Here is a 14,982-nt window from a genome sequence, read left to right as displayed (position 1 = left end):
TAGAGCGACTAGTGCAAACCCTATCCAGATGACTAGTGCGACAGGCAAAAATTCGAAGAGATCGTAGTTGAATTAGCGGAGCCTACCCGGAATTTTTCCCGGGTAGCTCCGACGGTTGGATCAAGCTTGCTGCAAGCCCTTGGCAGTACGCTGCATACCTACGAAATTTGGCAATGCCTCAATACTGCTCAACCAGGCACGAACGCTAGGATAGTCAGTCAGTGCAACATTACCTTCTGGGGCGTGGGAGACGTAGGTGTAGGCTGCTACATCTGCAACGGTCGGTTTGTCGCCAGCCAGGAATTTACTTTTACCCAACTCTTGCTCCATCACCGTCAGCAGGGTGTGGGACTTGCTGATCGCATCTTCCGCATTGTAACCGGCACCGAACACGGTGATCAGTCGAGCGGTAGCGGGGCCTGAGTTGATCTGCCCGGCTGCAACTGACAACCAGCGTTGTACTTTTGCTTGCGCTACGGGATCACTGGGCAGCCACTCACCATTGCCGTATTTAGCAGCGAGATAGACCAGAATCGCGTTCGAGTCAGCTAGAACGGTGCCGTTATCATCAATCACCGGTACTTGGCCGAAGCTGTTGAGCGCTAGGAATTCGGGCATCTTGTGCGCGCCCTTCATCAGATCCACAAATATCAACTCCGTTGGCTGGCCGAGCAGTGAGAGCATCAATTCGACACGATGCGCGTGGCCAGACAATGGGTGACGATAAAGCTTGATTGGTTGTTGGGACATGACGTACTCCGGTTGTTTTTGGATTCGACCCGGTGATCGTGTCGATGGAGTCATCTTGCTCTTCCCTACCAAACAGCGGAATTACCATTATTTACAATCCAGCATTTCACTGGGCGTAATGGTCAGCACTCTATTCTCAGTCCACTGCCGCGGATCCAAGCATCAAATTCATGAACGCGACCGACGCTGCACTGTGGTAGTTATTTTTTCGCCTGAGAATCGACACGCCACGCTGAGGCGCCTTGTCGAGCAAGGCCAGTTTGTACAGAGCGCGATCCTGCGTGGCTATGGGTTCGGGAAGGATGGTAGCGAACGCGGTGTTTCGGATGACTTCTAGCAATGTATTAACAGAGTTGACTTGGATCTTCACCCTTGGCGTGATCTTCACTTTGGTGAAGAACTCATCGATACAAACGCGGGTGGCGAAATCCGGAGTCAGCAAAGCAAAATCCAGTTGAGCCAGCTGCTCAGTCGTCAATGCGTCTTGGCAGTCATACAGTGGATGAGCGCGCCCGACCATCAGACCCAGTGTTTCAACAAAAGCAGGGATCGATTCGATATCGGCGTTCCTCACTTGGTCAAATGCAACAGCAATGTCCAGCGAATCATCGGCCAATCCCGTTTCGATATCGCCCATCGACAGCTCAAAAATCTCTAAGTGAATGTTCGGGAATTGGGAGATGTAATCGCGCACTAAAGGACCCAAAACGTACGCCATGAACGTTGGGGCCATGGCAAGCCTTAACGTGCCACGGGACAAGTCTTTCACGTCGTGCAATGCCCGTTTACCCGCCGCCAGTTCGACCAGTACGCGCCGGGCGCATTCGATGTAGGCAAGTCCCGCATCTGTGGGTCTGACAGTCCGGGATGTTCGGTCAAAAAGGCTGACGCCAAGCGTTTCTTCCAGCTGCCGTATCTGCTGCGACAGCGTCGGCTGAGACACATGAAGGACTTCTGCGGCTCGGGTAAAGCCACCGTGGTCAGCTACTGCCAACAGATACCGCAAATGTCTTAGGAGCATTGGATCACCAAAAGGTTGGGCTCGTAATGCATTGTATATCGGACTCTGCGCAGCGGTTGGCTGAGCCGGTATCAGCTGATTATTCTCAACCGAGCCTACCAAAACGCATTGGGCTTTTCAGCGAGTACCGCTGCCGCGAAGGAGCCCAGCTCTATGTAGTCACTTCGGTGCCACCGTCCTTATCATTCTTTCACCCGGTGAAATACCGCATTGTCACTGTTAGTTATTCCGCTTACCCAGTGATTTATCGAGTATCAGACACAGCGCAAAACAACACCAACGCGCTGACCAGATCTCTCCGCAGATTAGCTCTGCACCTACTGGAGTAGCGGTGATGCCCTTACTTAAATACCTCTCCTTTCTAGTTCTGCCGATGCTTTTGGGCTTCGGACACGCCCTAGCGGAAACGCCAAAAATGCAGTATCGCCAAGTAACAGTCGATGGGGTAAAAATTGCCTATCGAGAAATTGGCGACCCCAGCGCCCCCGCCGTGTTACTCCTTCATGGTGTGCCCAGCTCGTCCCGTATGTACGACGATCTTATGAAGCAATTGGGTGACCGTTTCCATCTCATTGCTCCGGACTACCCAGGCTTCGGCAACAGCGACGCCCCCCCTCCAGACAAGTTCGTCTACACATTTGACCACCTAGCAAAGGTTATGGAGCACTTCACAGATGAAGTCGGGCTCAAACGATACAGCTTGTTTATGCAAGACTACGGCGCTCCAGTCGGTATGCGATTGGCGATGGCGAGGTCCGAAGCCGTGACTTCAATGGTGTTCCAAAATGGCAACGTCTATTCCGAAGGTTTAGGCAAGATGTGGGACAGCCGCAAAGCTTACTGGGCTGATCGCAATGCCTATGAGGCCAAGTTCCAAGCTGCTCATTTATCCCTGGACGTAACTCGACAGCGGCATGTCGGTAGTGATCCAGACGTCACAGCGTACAACCCTGATTTATGGCAAGACGAAGTGGCATTCCTCAACCGCCGCGGTGAGGGCCCGATTCAAATGGCGTTGATCTACGACTATCGCACTAACTTGGAAGCTTACCCGACGTGGCAGAAATGGCTGAATGAACATCAGCTACCCACATTGGTTGTCTGGGGCAAGCATGATCTGGCCTTTACCGTTGCCGGAGCTGAAGCTTTTCACCGTGACTTGCCCAATGCTGAGATTGCGATCCTCGACGGCGGACATTTCGTTATGGACACCAGGCTGGAAGATGTCGCGAATCTCACTCGAAAATTCCTGATCAAGCAAAAATGAAAAAAGCGCACCCTGATCAGATCAAGGTGCGCTTTTTTTACGCTCAGCCTTTGCGTTTAACAGTTAAATCGTTCTGTGTCATACGACTGCGGATGGTGAATACTCCGTCTCCAGAGAGGATGGCGCTACGGGCAAAAAGGCGCCCTTTCTCCCAATTTGAAAGACCTAGCTTAAAGCGCGTACTGACCGTCGACCCAGCGAGTAACGCTATTGCCTACAAACGGCGCGTTGACTGCATTGAAGAATCGCTCTAGCGTTTTATCGTCTTCACTGATCAGAGACACTGTAAATTGCGGACTGTATTGATTGAACAGCCCCACCGATGCGTCAAGATCATCGATGATTTTCAGACTGACCTCTGGGGTCTCCTCCCACTCCCACTCCCGGCCCAACTGATCTACCGGCAGCGACTCCACCTGTGCCCCATCTTGGTAGCCTTCGGCGCGGTGCACCGCGACGGTAGCGGCTTACCAGTCTATTGGCACATAAGCTCACTTCCTTCAACTATATGCAATTTGCAATTTTGGCCACGGGCATTACCAGCCTGCCGCAAAGCGGCGAGAAACAGTGGAACCAGCTCGGCTGCGCGATCACACTTGATCAGACAGACATCCAAGGTATTGCAAACCTTGCGGTCCAGGGAGTTGCGCACCACGGCGGCAAAGCGCCTGGCGTCAGCATGTTGATCGGCAATTAGCCAAGCTCCATCGGTACCATGCAGGCTAACGGCTGTGCCCGCTTGTTGGGCAATGCGGCCAAACTGATTGACTGCATGACCCGAACCTCGGGCTACGGCAAGTGACAAACGCCGGTCGGCGAACATCGCCCAACCGGCAGCGTGATTGATGCTATCAACCAGCGACACTGCGCCGGCGGGTAAGCCCGAATCGTTTAATGCTGGGTTCAGTGCATGAGTAACAATTGCTCTTGCGGTACCTAACGCATCGCTACCGATGTGCAGCACTGCTGTGTTGCCAGTGCGCAGCACGCCTGCGGCATCAGCCAAGACATTAGGGCGGCCTTCGAAAACGAACGCGACGATCCCGAGCGGGATAACACTTGTTCCACCTTACTGCCATCATGCTCCACGCAACTGATCACCTTTCCGCGAGACGCAGGTGCATCGCGCCAGGCTCGCAGCCCCGCAATCATATCCAGGCGCATGCGCTCGTCCGCAAGCAAGCGTGTAGTGGAGCGGCCGCGCACTTTTGCTCGATCGATGTCACCAAGGTTCGCTGCTTCGATCAATGACCAGCATTCGGGTTCTTCAAGGCGTAGCGCGAAAAGATCGAAGAACGTCGTTATCGCTTGATCCGACGCACTTGCCATCGCAATAAATGCCACGTGCGCACGCTCAATCGCAGTGGAGGCTGCTTGCTGATCAGCCACGGGGATCAGCAATAGCTCGCCACTGAGTTGCTCTACCAGTAAATGGTCCCCGGGCTGGAAACGCGCGGCCAGTTCGGGGCTGACGACAGTGACACGACTACCAGCAAAAGGGATCTGTGTACCAGCGACTAGTTGTTCGAGCGCGAGAGACATGGAGCAGGTTTACCATCAAGAGTCGGCCGCAAAATGTTTATGAATCGCCGCCCTCCATCACCTGCTACTCACCGCCGTACGGAGGGTAACGAACTCTTCTGCGGAGGTCGGATGAACGCCAATTGTGTCATCAAAAAGTCGTTTGGTTGCACCCGCCTTCAGAGCAATCGCTAAGCCTTGGATGATGTCCCCCGCGTCCGGACCGACCATGTGACATCCCAACACTCGATCAGATTCTGCGTCCACTACCAGCTTCATCAGCGTCTGTTCTGACGACTCGGTAAGAGTCAATTTCATGGGTCGGAACCGGCTCTCGAACACCACCACTTTGTGGCCTTGCTCAACCGCTTGTTGCTCGGTGAGTCCTACCGTACCAATATTTGGCTGGCTGAACACAGCAGTTGGAATGTGGCGATAGTCGACCGGACGATACTGCTCAGGTTTGAACAACCGCCGGGCAACTGCCATGCCTTCTGCTGTCGCAACTGGTGTTAACTGGACACCGCCAATCACATCACCCAGAGCCAAAATGGAAGGCTCGCGAGTTTCGAAGTGCTCATTCACGTCAATGTAGCCAGCCTCGTTGAGTTCGACACGCGTATTTTCCAACCCCAGGTTATCGAGCATTGGCCTACGACCAGTGGCGTAGAAGATGCTGTCAGTTTCCAGTTGCGTTCCATCCTTAAGCGTCGCGAGCAAACTTCCATCTGCCTGCTTATCAATTTGGACAATGTCAGTGTTGAAATTTAATCGCAGACCGCGCTTAGTCAACTCTTCTGCCAAATGAGTACGTACTGACTGATCGAACCCTCGCAAAAACAGATCGCCTCGATACATCAGTCGAGTATCGGCTCCTAGCCCGTTGAAAATGCCAGCGAATTCCACGGCAATGTAACCACCTCCGACCACCAGGATTCGCTTAGGCAACTCTTCCAGGAAGAACGCTTCATTCGAAGTGATCGCATACTCATGTCCCGGAATCTCCGGGATCTGCGGCCATCCGCCAGTCGCAATCAAAATCCGTTCAGCGCTGAAACGCTGGCCGTTTATATCGACATGGTTCGCATCAGCTAATCGGGCATGGCCTTCGAGCAACGTGACGCCGCTGTTGATCAAAAGCTTACGGTAGATGCCGTTGAGACGATCAATCTCACGGTTCTTGTTCGCAATAAGTGATGGCCAGTCGAAATTCGCCTTGCCCGCTGTCCAGCCGAAGCTTTCGGCCTGTTCGAAGTCGTCAGCAAAATGGGCACCGTAAACCAACAACTTTTTTGGAACGCAGCCGACATTTACACACGTGCCGCCTAAGTATCGACTTTCGGCAACCGCTACTTTTGCACCAAAACCTGCTGCAAACCGTGCAGCACGAACTCCACCCGAGCCGGCACCAATAACAAATAGATCGAAGTCGTAGCTCATTTCAGTTCTCTGTAGGGAATGCACAGCACCCGGCTGTCCAATTTCATTTGAGGAATAACGACCGGAGCTTCAGCGAATGCATCAGAGAGGCACAAAGCCTCGAAAAAAAACCTTCACCTGATTGCGGTTGGCACATATCAGTCATGCCTAATCCGCTGGTCTCACTTGCCAAGGCTCCCATAAATTGGGGAAGCAGAAAGCCCGCTTCGTGCTCACGATGAAGCACGATTGAAGTATCCGGATAGGAGCCGCCAGGGCAGGATTGAGTAGTGCCGAACATTGGAATCTCCCATTAATGGAGAACGCTGCGACAACTCCAATGGTTGATCGCTTCTGGGAACAGTTTCACCAACAAACGGGGTTTAGAGAATGGGCAGAGATGTCATGGCTTAATTGTGCAGGATGAAACAATGTTTGGTAGAGCCTTCTGAACAGGCAATCAATCTATCCGGGAAGGATTTAGAGCAATACGAAGCCGGAGGTCTCTTCCGAATCTAGTGCCGACAAGCCTGAGGCGTGCCGACCGGCTTGGCTGGTCAGAACTCGCGGAGGAGCGTTACCGTGTAAGCGTGGCCGAAAGCGGTGAGTGATACGCCATTCTTACTGACGATGGTCTCTTGAAAGAAGGTTGCATCCCCACCGCTTTCCAGTGACGTTAGTGGAGGCTCCATGGGCGGCGGTGTATGTCAATCTCTAGGAGCTGAAAGGGAGTTCGAAAGCTTTTTCATCGAAGACGAGAGCTTCATCTCGTTTTCTGTGCGGTGCAGATCATTCGTGGTAGTAGAGAGCTGGCTAGTGAGAATACCTAACTCCCCGAGGATGCCCTGTACCTTCCCCTCACGCTCTTTTTCGCTCAGAGAGTGATTGTTCTTGATGGCATCCAATTCTTCCATTTTCTTTTGAATTTTCTCTTGGATGTCTCTTATCGCTTTGAGAATTTTTTTCACGCCATCCGGTAGATTGCTAGCGTCGATATCCGCATTTTTTTCGGTCTCACTTAACGCTTTCGCAGTCCCCTCCGGGGACAAAGTCACCTTCACACCTTCGGTAACTGCCGGTACGTCGGAGTCGCCTGACGCCTCACTCGGCACTGATTTCGCAGCATTTAAGGGTTCTACGATTTTAATCGAAGCGTGGGCGGCGGCATTGATTTGCATGAGATTCTCCCTTTTTGTCTTTGCTGTATCGACGCTGGCGAAAAGTACTTTAAGGCAGTAGTGAGAAAAAGCCTTTGGGAGTGAGCTTGAACTGGTCAAGTAATCCCGGACACCGATTACGGTGTTTATGCCGTTTTTTGCTCCGTGGCTATTGGCGACAGATAGTTGTTGTAGCTGTGGAGCCTGATTCGGTTGTACCGCATAAAGAAGTTGGTCATATCCTGCCTGGCTTCTTCAACTGTCGTTTAGCCCTTGGTGGGCACCCACTCTGATTTGAGCGTCCCGAAGAAACCCTCTGTTGGCGCGTTGTCCCAGCACTGCCCTCTGCGGCTCATGCTTTGCGTTATCCCATGCTCCAGCAGCGCGGACTGAAAGAGCTGGCTGGTGTATTGGCAGCCTTGATCAGAATGAAACATCAAGCCTGAATGTTTGCCTCGAACCTCCACCGCCATTCTCAGCGCCCTGCTAACCAGGGTGGCGTCATTGATCAGAGAAAACGCCCAGCCAACGATTCGGCGGGCGAACAGATCAATGACCGCTGCCAAGTGATACCAGCGTTTACCAACCATCAGGCTGGTAACGTCGCCGCACCAGACCTGATTGATTGCGGTTGGCTCGAAGTTACGCTCGAGCAGGTTCTTGGCCACAAATGCTTCGACGCCTCTAGAGCGATACTGATGGCGGCGGCGCTGTCTGCTGGCCAGATTTGCCTCCGCCATGAGTTTTCCGGCCAGATGCCGTCCCACCTTGATCTGCTGGGCCTTCAAGTGCTGAGAGATCATCCGCGCGCCTGCACTTCCCCGGCTTTCGTCATGCAGTTGCACGACTTTTGCTCTGAGCGCGTCACGCTTGGTATTCGGCGCTGAGCGACGCTTAAGCCACTCATAAAACGCGCTGCGGGAAACGCCAAGCGCACTACAAAGCAGGCGGGTCGGATATGAGCTCGACTCTCTCAGCTCCTCGATCAGGAAAAACGATCGGGATCCGACATCAAGAGAGCCGTAGCCTTTTTTAAAATTTCAGCCTCGGTCTCCAGGCGCTTGACCTTGGCTCGCAGCTGTTGAAGCTCTCGCTGTTCATCGCTGATTGCCTTGGTACCTGCCACTGGCTGCCCTTTCTGACGCTCTTTGCGAACCTGATCAATCCAGCGGCGCAGAGCCGTAGGGCCGACGTCCATCGATGCACGGACGTCAGGAACTGAGCAGTTATCATCAAGAACCATGCTTGCAGCACGTTGCTTGAACTCGCGGGTGTAGGTCTTTCGTTCTTGCATGGAACCTCCTGATTGGGCGAGTCATATCGCCCTTAAGAGGTGTCCGGGATCATTAGGCCAGTTCAGCTGGCTAACGAGTGTATCTAGTATCGAGGACGATTAACCGTTTTGATCTGCACCATAAACACCCTGCCGCATGCCTGGTGGGTCAATTTTCAATCAGCGCCAACAAGATGAGGTTATCTCCCCTCAATTAACCGGTCACGGATACCAGCAACCGCAGCCTGAATCTCCATGACATTTTCTGCGGTCATCCCTACTGCCGACTGAATGCAGCCTGGAACCTTGAGTGCATCCGACTTCAATGCTTTGCCCTTGTCTGTCAATTTGACCCGCACCTGACGCTCATCTTTCGGATCCCGGCAGCGGCTTATAAGTCCCGCGCTTTCCATACGCTTAACTAATGGCGTTAGTGTGCTCGACTCCAGAAATAGCCTGCTACCCAGATCCTTGATGATCTGATCATCCTTCGCCCAAAGCGCCACCATAAGCAAATACTGCGGATACGTTAGGCCTATTGCCTCCAATATCGGACGGTAGAACTGCGTAAGCGCATGTCCCGTTGAGTAGATCGTAAAGCATAAAAACTCATTCAGAGGCGCGAAATCGTCTTCCGGAATTTTTAATTTGGTCACCTGCTTCTCCCTTGTTACGCAGGAAAGCAAATTATTACGTGCGCGATTCAATCGCAAGCTGTTGACAAAAAATTTTATCTGCCGCACGATTGCTACCTGCGCGATTGGTTAGCGCACAAAATATTACACAATCCCCCTCACTGGTAGACATTCAAATGAAAAAGATCCTCTCGGGTTTGGCTCTCGCAACTGCCATAACTGCCGCAAGCCTTGCACACGCTGCTGACGTAAAGCCAACCGTGATCCTTGTGCACGGCGCTTTCGCTGATTCGTCGAGCTGGAATGGTGTTGTGAAAGTTCTGGAAAAAGACGGCTACCCCGTCATCGCAGCGGCGAATCCACTGCGTGGTGTTACAAGTGACGCTCAGTCCGTTGCAAGCATCGTCAAAAGCATCAAGACGCCTGTTGTCCTGGTCGGTCACTCGTATGGTGGACCTGTGATTTCTGAAGCTGCTTATGGCAACTCAAACGTGAAGAGCTTGGTATTTGTCGCAGCGTTTGCGCCAGATGCTGGCGAAACGGCAGCGGAATTGTCTGGGCGCTTCCCAGGCGGAACGCTTGCATCTGCGCTAGCTGCACCAGTTGATCTTGCTGACGGTGGGAAAGATCTCTACATCCAGCAAGATAAATTCCATAAACAGTTTGCTGCCGATGTATCCGAAGCTGATGCTCGGCTGATGGCTGCTGGTCAGCGCCCTGTCACCGTCGCAGCTTTGAATGAAGCAGCCACCACGCCGGCTTGGAAAACCGTTCCATCGTGGTTTGTTTACGGCGACAAAGACAAGAACATCCCACCTCAGGCCCTGGCGTTCATGGCTGAACGTGCGCACTCCAAGCAAACTGTCGTGGTCAAGGGTGGCTCACACGTTGTTATGGTGTCCAATCCAAAGGTCGTGGCTGACCTGATTGAGAAGGCGGCAAAATAAACTTGAAATAGCTGCCATGAGGTTTACCGATTGGCAGCGGCCTGTTATTGGAAAGTGACAGATGCTCTTGATTCACAGTTTTTTCACACGCATCTGATTACATTAATCTCAGCTCCTTCTAAATCTTTAAGCCCGCGCTCCCCACGCGGGCTTTTCTTTGCCTAAGTGCTTGAGCCTGTTATGTCGCGAGGTTAGCGCCTGATGTGTCGACATGCTTGGCCGAACAGTCTTTGCAGTTGCTGTCCCAGGTCGACTCGATGGGCCAGAAGATTCACCGCCTCGAAACGGTCAATGAGCAACTTGCCCATGAGATCGCGATCCTTAAACGCCACAAGTTTGCCAAGCAAAGTGAACAACTGAGCCCTAACCAAGGCAGCCTCCTAGACGACCTGCTCGACACCGACCTTGCGGCCATCGAAGCCGAGCTGAAGGCGGTCAATCCGCCAGCCGCACCGGCCGAGCCACGTGAGAAGCCCAAGCGTGCGCCGCTGCCTGCGCAGTTCCCGAGCACCGTGATCCACCACGAGCCAGAAAACACTCAGTGCGCTTGCGGCTGCCAGATTCAGCGCATCGGCGAGGACTACACGCCCGGCGTCTTCACCGTCGAGCAGCATGTGCGCGGGAAATGGGCCTGCCGTCAGTGCGAACCCCTGATCCAGGCAACCGTTCCTGCGCAGGTCATCGACAAAGGCATTCCGACCGCAGGCTTGCTGGCTCACGTAATGGTGGCGAAATTCGCCGACCACTTGCCGCTGTATCGGCAGGAGAAGATTTTCGGTCGCGCCGGCCTGCCGATTGCACGCAACGCTGGCCCAGTGGGTTGGACAAGCAGGCGTGCAACTTCAGCCGCTCGTGGATGCATTGCGCGATACCGTGCTGGCCGAAGATGTTAAGCGCCTAAATGACGGCCATTGTCAGTCGAGGTTTTTCGGCCTATCTTATACGAATCCTATACACGGTTGCCTGACATGTACAATAAAAAGCAGTGGCCACTCACGCTTTACTTTGACGGCGATTGCCCGCTCTGTGCTCGGGAAATCAAATTTCTTAGCCAGCGCACCCTAGACAGCCGCCTGCGATTTGTTGACATCAACGACGCTGAGTTCGACTCAACGGCCTTAGGGTTCACGTTCGAGCAAATGCAGTCATCCCTGCATGCCCGATTCGCCGATGGTCGCTGGATGAAGGGCCTGGACGCCACGCTATGGAGCTGGCGAGCAGCCGGTCTGGGCTTTTGGGCCACACCGATGACCTGGCCTGCGATCCGGCCGCTTCTTACAGTCGGATATCGCCTGTTCTGCCACTTACGCCCGTATTTGGCATGGTTGCCCCATCCGGATGGCAGCCGCCGCTGTCGCGATTACCGCTGTGCGGTGAAGCCGCCAGCACCAGAGCCCGCGAACCGCCGGCTGTGAAAACAAAACTGAGGTGACCTGCACGCCCCTGCTGCCAGGGATTTCCCTTTCATGAAATGCAGCATCACTGAGAACATCAACGTGGACCCATCTCTATCCGAGCATAACCGTGAAATTCTCGTCGGCGTCGGCGAGAACCCTGAGCGAGAAGGACTGCTGGACACGCCAAAACGCGCAGCCAAAGCCATGCAGTACCTGTGCAATGGCTACACGATGAATCTGGAAGAGCTGATCAACGGTGCACTGTTCGAGTGGAAAAACGATGAAATGGTCATCGTTCGCTACATAGAACTGTATTCATTGTGCGAGCACCACATGCTGCCCTTCATCGGCAAGGCGCATGTGGCGTACATCCCCACCGGACGTGTCATGGGCCTGTCGAAGGTTGCGCGAGTGGTCGAAATGTTCGCCCGCCGCTTACAAATTCAGGAAAACCTGACAAAGCAGATTGCCGACGCCATCCAGCACATCACCGATTCCGCCGGGGTGGCGGTGGTCATCGAAGCACAACACATGTGCATGATGATGCGCGGCATAGAGAAGCAAAACTCGGTGATGACCTCCTCGGTGATGTTGGGCGCATTTCGCGAGTCATCCACCACGCGTCAGGAATTTCTGCAACTGATCGGGCGCCGTTAGCAACGCCCAGAACGGCAATCGCGCTTTTCTGCGGGAGAGGCTAATGAACAATTCTTTCACGATGAACTCGCTTGGCGATGGCTACCGAGCCTTGGTGATCGGCGCCAGCGGAGCACTCGGCGCGGCTTTTTGTGAATGGCTAAAGGCAGATCCGAGCTGTGCAGCCGTTCGTGAGCTGGGGCGCAAAAGTGTTCCTGGATTGGATCTAGAAAAGCCTGAAAGTATCGCCAGAGCCGCTATCGATTTAGCGGCCGAAGCACCCTATCAGTTGATTGTGCACGCCGCTGGCCTGCTCCACCGTGACGAAATCAAGCCTGAAAGAAGTTATTGCGCGATTGAAGTGGAGGCGTTTCAGGCTGTCTTCCAAGTGAACACACTCGGGCCTGCTCTTGTGTTGCGCCACTTTCTTCCCTTGCTTGATACACAAGGCGCGATGGCGGTGCTCTCCGCCAAGGTCGGCAGCATTGGCGATAACCGGCTGGGCGGATGGTATGCCTATCGCGCCTCTAAGGCAGCGTTGAACATGCTGATTAAAACAGCGGCAATCGAACTGGCACGCACCCGTCCTAAGACCCGCTTACTGAGCCTTCATCCAGGCACTGTTATTTCAAGCCTGTCACAGCCCTTTCGGGGTGCCTCTGCTGCCAGGCCTGCAAGCATTGCTGCCCGAGAATTGTTGTCACTGATTGACCGCTTGGCGCCAGCCGACAGCGGCCATTTCTTTGCTTACACCGGAGAACGCCTACCCTGGTAGGCAAGGAGTACACCTTGAATCTGCAAGCGTTGATCGAGTTAGCTTTGAAGGGCGAAATCCGTGAGCTGGAGTTGCTGTCGCTGGAGGGTGGCTTTTATGTCGCGCGCGTCACGCAGGATCACGGTCAGTTCACGCTGCTCAACGATGCCGTGAAACCACTACACCTTCGTTCCGTCAGTCACCTGCGTGAATTACTGCAACTGGTTCCACCCTTTCCCTGTGTGCTGGTGCAGCAGTGCGTGCACGATGAAATGTGCGGCGTACGTGAAGGCCCCATAGATTCGTTGCGCATTCCTTTTTCACTTACGGCTCCATTGTGAGTCGTATGCATCTGGACCATCGCGCATGAAAAACATCCACCGCCTTCGTCTGGTTCTGGGCGACCAGTTATCGTTTGACCTCGCCTCTTTGCAGGGCCTGGACGCCGAGCACGATACGGTGTTGCTGTTCGAGGTGATGGAGGAAGCCAGCCATGTGCCCCATCACCCACAAAAAATCACACTCATCTTCAGCGCCATGCGCCACTTTGCCGAGGCGTTGCAGCAGCGTGGCATTCGCGTGCAGTACGTGACTCTCGATTATCCGCAGAACAGCGGTTCAGTGTCGGGTGAGTTGAGGCGCTGGCACGCATTGCTAGCACCGGATGAGTTGCACCTTACAGAATGTGGTGACTGGCGCCTGGAGCAGTCGCTCAAAGATTGTGGCTTGGCAATCCAGTGGCATACCGATACTCGTTTTCTCTGCACCCGACTAGAATTTGCGTCCTGGGCCGAAGGCAAAAAGCAGCTGCGTATGGAGTTCTTCTACCGAGAGATGCGACGCAAGAGTGGCTTGTTGCTCAATGGTGACAGTAGCCCGGTCGGCGGTGCCTGGAACTTTGATGCTGAAAACCGAAAGGCACTTCCCAAAGGCTTAAGAGCCCCCTCGCCCATGCGCTTTTCGGCCGATGCGATAACCCAGGATGTGCTGGCGCTGGTGGAAAAAAACTTCTCCGGCCACTATGGGTCCCTCGACACCGCGATTATCCGGTGACCCACGCCGATGCCCAAGCCTTGTGGGACTACTTCCTCGATTGGGGTTTGGCGGCCTTCGGCGACTATCAAGATGCGATGGCCAGTGACGAGCCCTTCCTGTTTCATGCGCGAATCAGCGCCGCGCTGAATATTGGCCTGCTGGATCTGCGTCAGGTGTGCAGCGACGTCGAGGAGGCGTACTGGGCGCACCGGATTCCACTAAACGCCGCCGAAGGCTTTATCCGTCAACTCATCGGCTGGCGTGAATATGTGAGGGGCGTCTACTGGGTGAAAATGCCCGACTACGCCGGCGGCAATCTGTTTGGCAACAGCCGGCCGCTTCCGGAGTTCTATTGGACGGGCGACACCAAAATTAACTGCATGGTTCAGGCGATCGGCTAAAGTTTGAAACATGCCTATGCCCACCATATCCAGCGGCTGATGGTGACCGGCAACTTTGCGTTGCTGACCGGCATCGCGCCAAACCAAATTTGCCAATGGTATCTGGCGATCTACATGGACGCGTTCGATTGGGTTGAGCTGCCCAATACCTTGGGCATGGTCATGCACGCCGATGGCGGTTACTTGGGCTCCAAGCCTTACTGCGCTAGTGGCCAATGTATAAAGCGCATGTCCGACTACTGTCGCAATTGCGCGTACAAAGTCAGTGAAAGCACTACGGACAACGCATGCCCTTTCAATTCGCTTTACTGGCATTTTCTAATGCGTCACGGCGACCTTTTGCGCGGCAATCAGCGCATGGGCATGGTCTACAAAAACCTTGATCGCATGACTGAATCAAAGCAGCAAGCGCTATGGGATCGTGGCCAGAAACTGCTCGCCAAACTGGACGTAGGGGAGTCGTTTTGAGGAAGAGTGAACTCCCGGTCAAAACCTGTGCGGTCTGCGGATTGCCCTTCGCCTGGCGCAAGAAGTGGGCACGCTGCTGGGCTGAGGTGCGCTACTGCTCGGAGCGTTGCCGGCGGCACAGACGCGTTCAAAACTGAGTATTAATTCCAGATATAAGTACTAAGTGCCACACGCTTAACTGCCGTCCCTACCGCGACCGCTCTTGTATTCGACCTGACCAATCATTTGCATCAGATTTGACTAGCATGATCCACGGACATGATGGGGCAGCAAACGACCAATTCTGTTGAAAAAGTCGGTC

The 14,982-nt window shown here is 53.9% G+C and carries 15 protein-coding genes and 3 pseudogenes; 9 read left to right on the top strand and 9 right to left on the bottom strand.

Features of this window, described 5'->3' with window-relative positions; translation table 11 throughout:
* Positions 1 to 120 precede the first annotated feature (120 nt).
* Both ACYZT9_RS13605 and cynR read right to left on the bottom strand, forming a co-directional pair.
* Entirely contained in the window at positions 121 to 750 is a 630-nt protein-coding gene (locus ACYZT9_RS13605) for a glutathione S-transferase family protein (RefSeq protein WP_462005980.1), read from the bottom strand.
* Positions 751 to 886: 136 nt separating this feature from the next.
* Positions 887 to 1,771 (bottom strand): transcriptional regulator CynR, encoded by an 885-nt coding sequence (gene cynR / locus ACYZT9_RS13600; protein ID WP_462005979.1) that lies wholly within the window; start codon positions 1,769 to 1,771, stop codon positions 887 to 889.
* A gap of 334 nt (positions 1,772 to 2,105) precedes the next feature.
* On the opposite strand from cynR, the gene ACYZT9_RS13595 reads away from it, so the two are divergent.
* The gene (locus ACYZT9_RS13595) at positions 2,106 to 3,038 is read left to right on the top strand and encodes an alpha/beta fold hydrolase (protein WP_462005978.1); all 933 of its coding nucleotides are present in this window, start codon (positions 2,106 to 2,108) and stop codon (positions 3,036 to 3,038) included.
* A gap of 43 nt (positions 3,039 to 3,081) precedes the next feature.
* Here ACYZT9_RS13595 and ACYZT9_RS13590 read toward each other — a convergent pair.
* The 7 genes and pseudogenes from ACYZT9_RS13590 to ACYZT9_RS13560 all read right to left on the bottom strand — a co-directional run bounded on the left by ACYZT9_RS13590 (position 3,082) and on the right by ACYZT9_RS13560 (position 9,064).
* A pseudogene (locus ACYZT9_RS13590) lies at positions 3,082 to 4,580 on the bottom strand (aldehyde dehydrogenase family protein).
* A gap of 57 nt (positions 4,581 to 4,637) precedes the next feature.
* Positions 4,638 to 5,999 carry a glutathione-disulfide reductase gene (gene gorA, locus ACYZT9_RS13585; protein WP_462005977.1) on the bottom strand — a complete coding sequence of 454 codons (1,362 nt, stop codon included), beginning with the start codon at positions 5,997 to 5,999 and terminating at the stop codon, positions 4,638 to 4,640.
* Positions 6,000 to 6,042: 43 nt separating this feature from the next.
* Positions 6,043 to 6,279 carry a hypothetical protein gene (locus tag ACYZT9_RS13580; RefSeq protein WP_462005976.1) on the bottom strand — a complete coding sequence of 79 codons (237 nt, stop codon included), beginning with the start codon at positions 6,277 to 6,279 and terminating at the stop codon, positions 6,043 to 6,045.
* A gap of 406 nt (positions 6,280 to 6,685) precedes the next feature.
* Positions 6,686 to 7,156 (bottom strand): chemotaxis protein, encoded by a 471-nt coding sequence (locus ACYZT9_RS13575; protein WP_462005975.1) that lies wholly within the window; start codon positions 7,154 to 7,156, stop codon positions 6,686 to 6,688.
* A 245-nt stretch (positions 7,157 to 7,401) separates the two neighbouring features.
* Complete coding sequence (locus ACYZT9_RS13570) at positions 7,402 to 8,082, bottom strand: IS3 family transposase (RefSeq protein WP_462010222.1); 681 nt, start codon at positions 8,080 to 8,082, stop codon at positions 7,402 to 7,404.
* Positions 8,083 to 8,120: 38 nt separating this feature from the next.
* Positions 8,121 to 8,429, bottom strand: a complete 309-nt coding sequence (locus ACYZT9_RS13565) for a transposase (RefSeq protein WP_462005974.1) — start codon at positions 8,427 to 8,429, stop codon at positions 8,121 to 8,123.
* A 179-nt stretch (positions 8,430 to 8,608) separates the two neighbouring features.
* Positions 8,609 to 9,064: a MarR family winged helix-turn-helix transcriptional regulator gene (locus tag ACYZT9_RS13560; RefSeq protein WP_462005973.1), complete on the bottom strand. Its 456-nt coding sequence runs from the start codon at positions 9,062 to 9,064 to the stop codon at positions 8,609 to 8,611.
* Positions 9,065 to 9,219: 155 nt separating this feature from the next.
* On the opposite strand from ACYZT9_RS13560, the gene ACYZT9_RS13555 reads away from it, so the two are divergent.
* From ACYZT9_RS13555 to ACYZT9_RS13520, 8 genes and pseudogenes are all read left to right on the top strand, one after another.
* The gene (locus ACYZT9_RS13555) at positions 9,220 to 9,990 is read left to right on the top strand and encodes an alpha/beta fold hydrolase (protein WP_462005972.1); all 771 of its coding nucleotides are present in this window, start codon (positions 9,220 to 9,222) and stop codon (positions 9,988 to 9,990) included.
* A gap of 230 nt (positions 9,991 to 10,220) precedes the next feature.
* A pseudogene (locus ACYZT9_RS13550) lies at positions 10,221 to 10,882 on the top strand (IS66 family transposase); the annotation flags it as partial.
* Positions 10,883 to 10,958: 76 nt separating this feature from the next.
* A complete protein-coding gene (locus ACYZT9_RS13545; protein WP_462005971.1) occupies positions 10,959 to 11,405 on the top strand; it encodes a thiol-disulfide oxidoreductase DCC family protein in 447 nt (148 codons plus the stop codon).
* 81 nt (positions 11,406 to 11,486) lie between these two features.
* Positions 11,487 to 12,044: a GTP cyclohydrolase I FolE gene (gene folE / locus ACYZT9_RS13540; RefSeq protein ID WP_462010221.1), complete on the top strand. Its 558-nt coding sequence runs from the start codon at positions 11,487 to 11,489 to the stop codon at positions 12,042 to 12,044.
* A gap of 43 nt (positions 12,045 to 12,087) precedes the next feature.
* Complete coding sequence (locus ACYZT9_RS13535) at positions 12,088 to 12,798, top strand: SDR family oxidoreductase (RefSeq protein ID WP_462005970.1); 711 nt, start codon at positions 12,088 to 12,090, stop codon at positions 12,796 to 12,798.
* Positions 12,799 to 12,812: 14 nt separating this feature from the next.
* Complete coding sequence (locus ACYZT9_RS13530) at positions 12,813 to 13,118, top strand: DUF6482 family protein (protein WP_462005969.1); 306 nt, start codon at positions 12,813 to 12,815, stop codon at positions 13,116 to 13,118.
* Positions 13,119 to 13,143: 25 nt separating this feature from the next.
* Positions 13,144 to 14,681 (top strand): annotated as a pseudogene (locus ACYZT9_RS13525) (cryptochrome/photolyase family protein).
* Positions 14,678 to 14,818 (top strand): DUF2256 domain-containing protein, encoded by a 141-nt coding sequence (locus ACYZT9_RS13520; protein WP_462005968.1) that lies wholly within the window; start codon positions 14,678 to 14,680, stop codon positions 14,816 to 14,818. Before ACYZT9_RS13525 ends, ACYZT9_RS13520 begins: the two are co-directional and overlap by 4 nt.
* The last annotated feature ends 164 nt before the right edge of the window (positions 14,819 to 14,982 follow it).

Source organism: Pseudomonas sp. ZT5P21, from assembly GCF_054897785.1.
The sequence above is the reverse complement of the archived record's forward strand: the minus strand, read 5'-3'. Positions and strand labels throughout refer to the sequence as shown.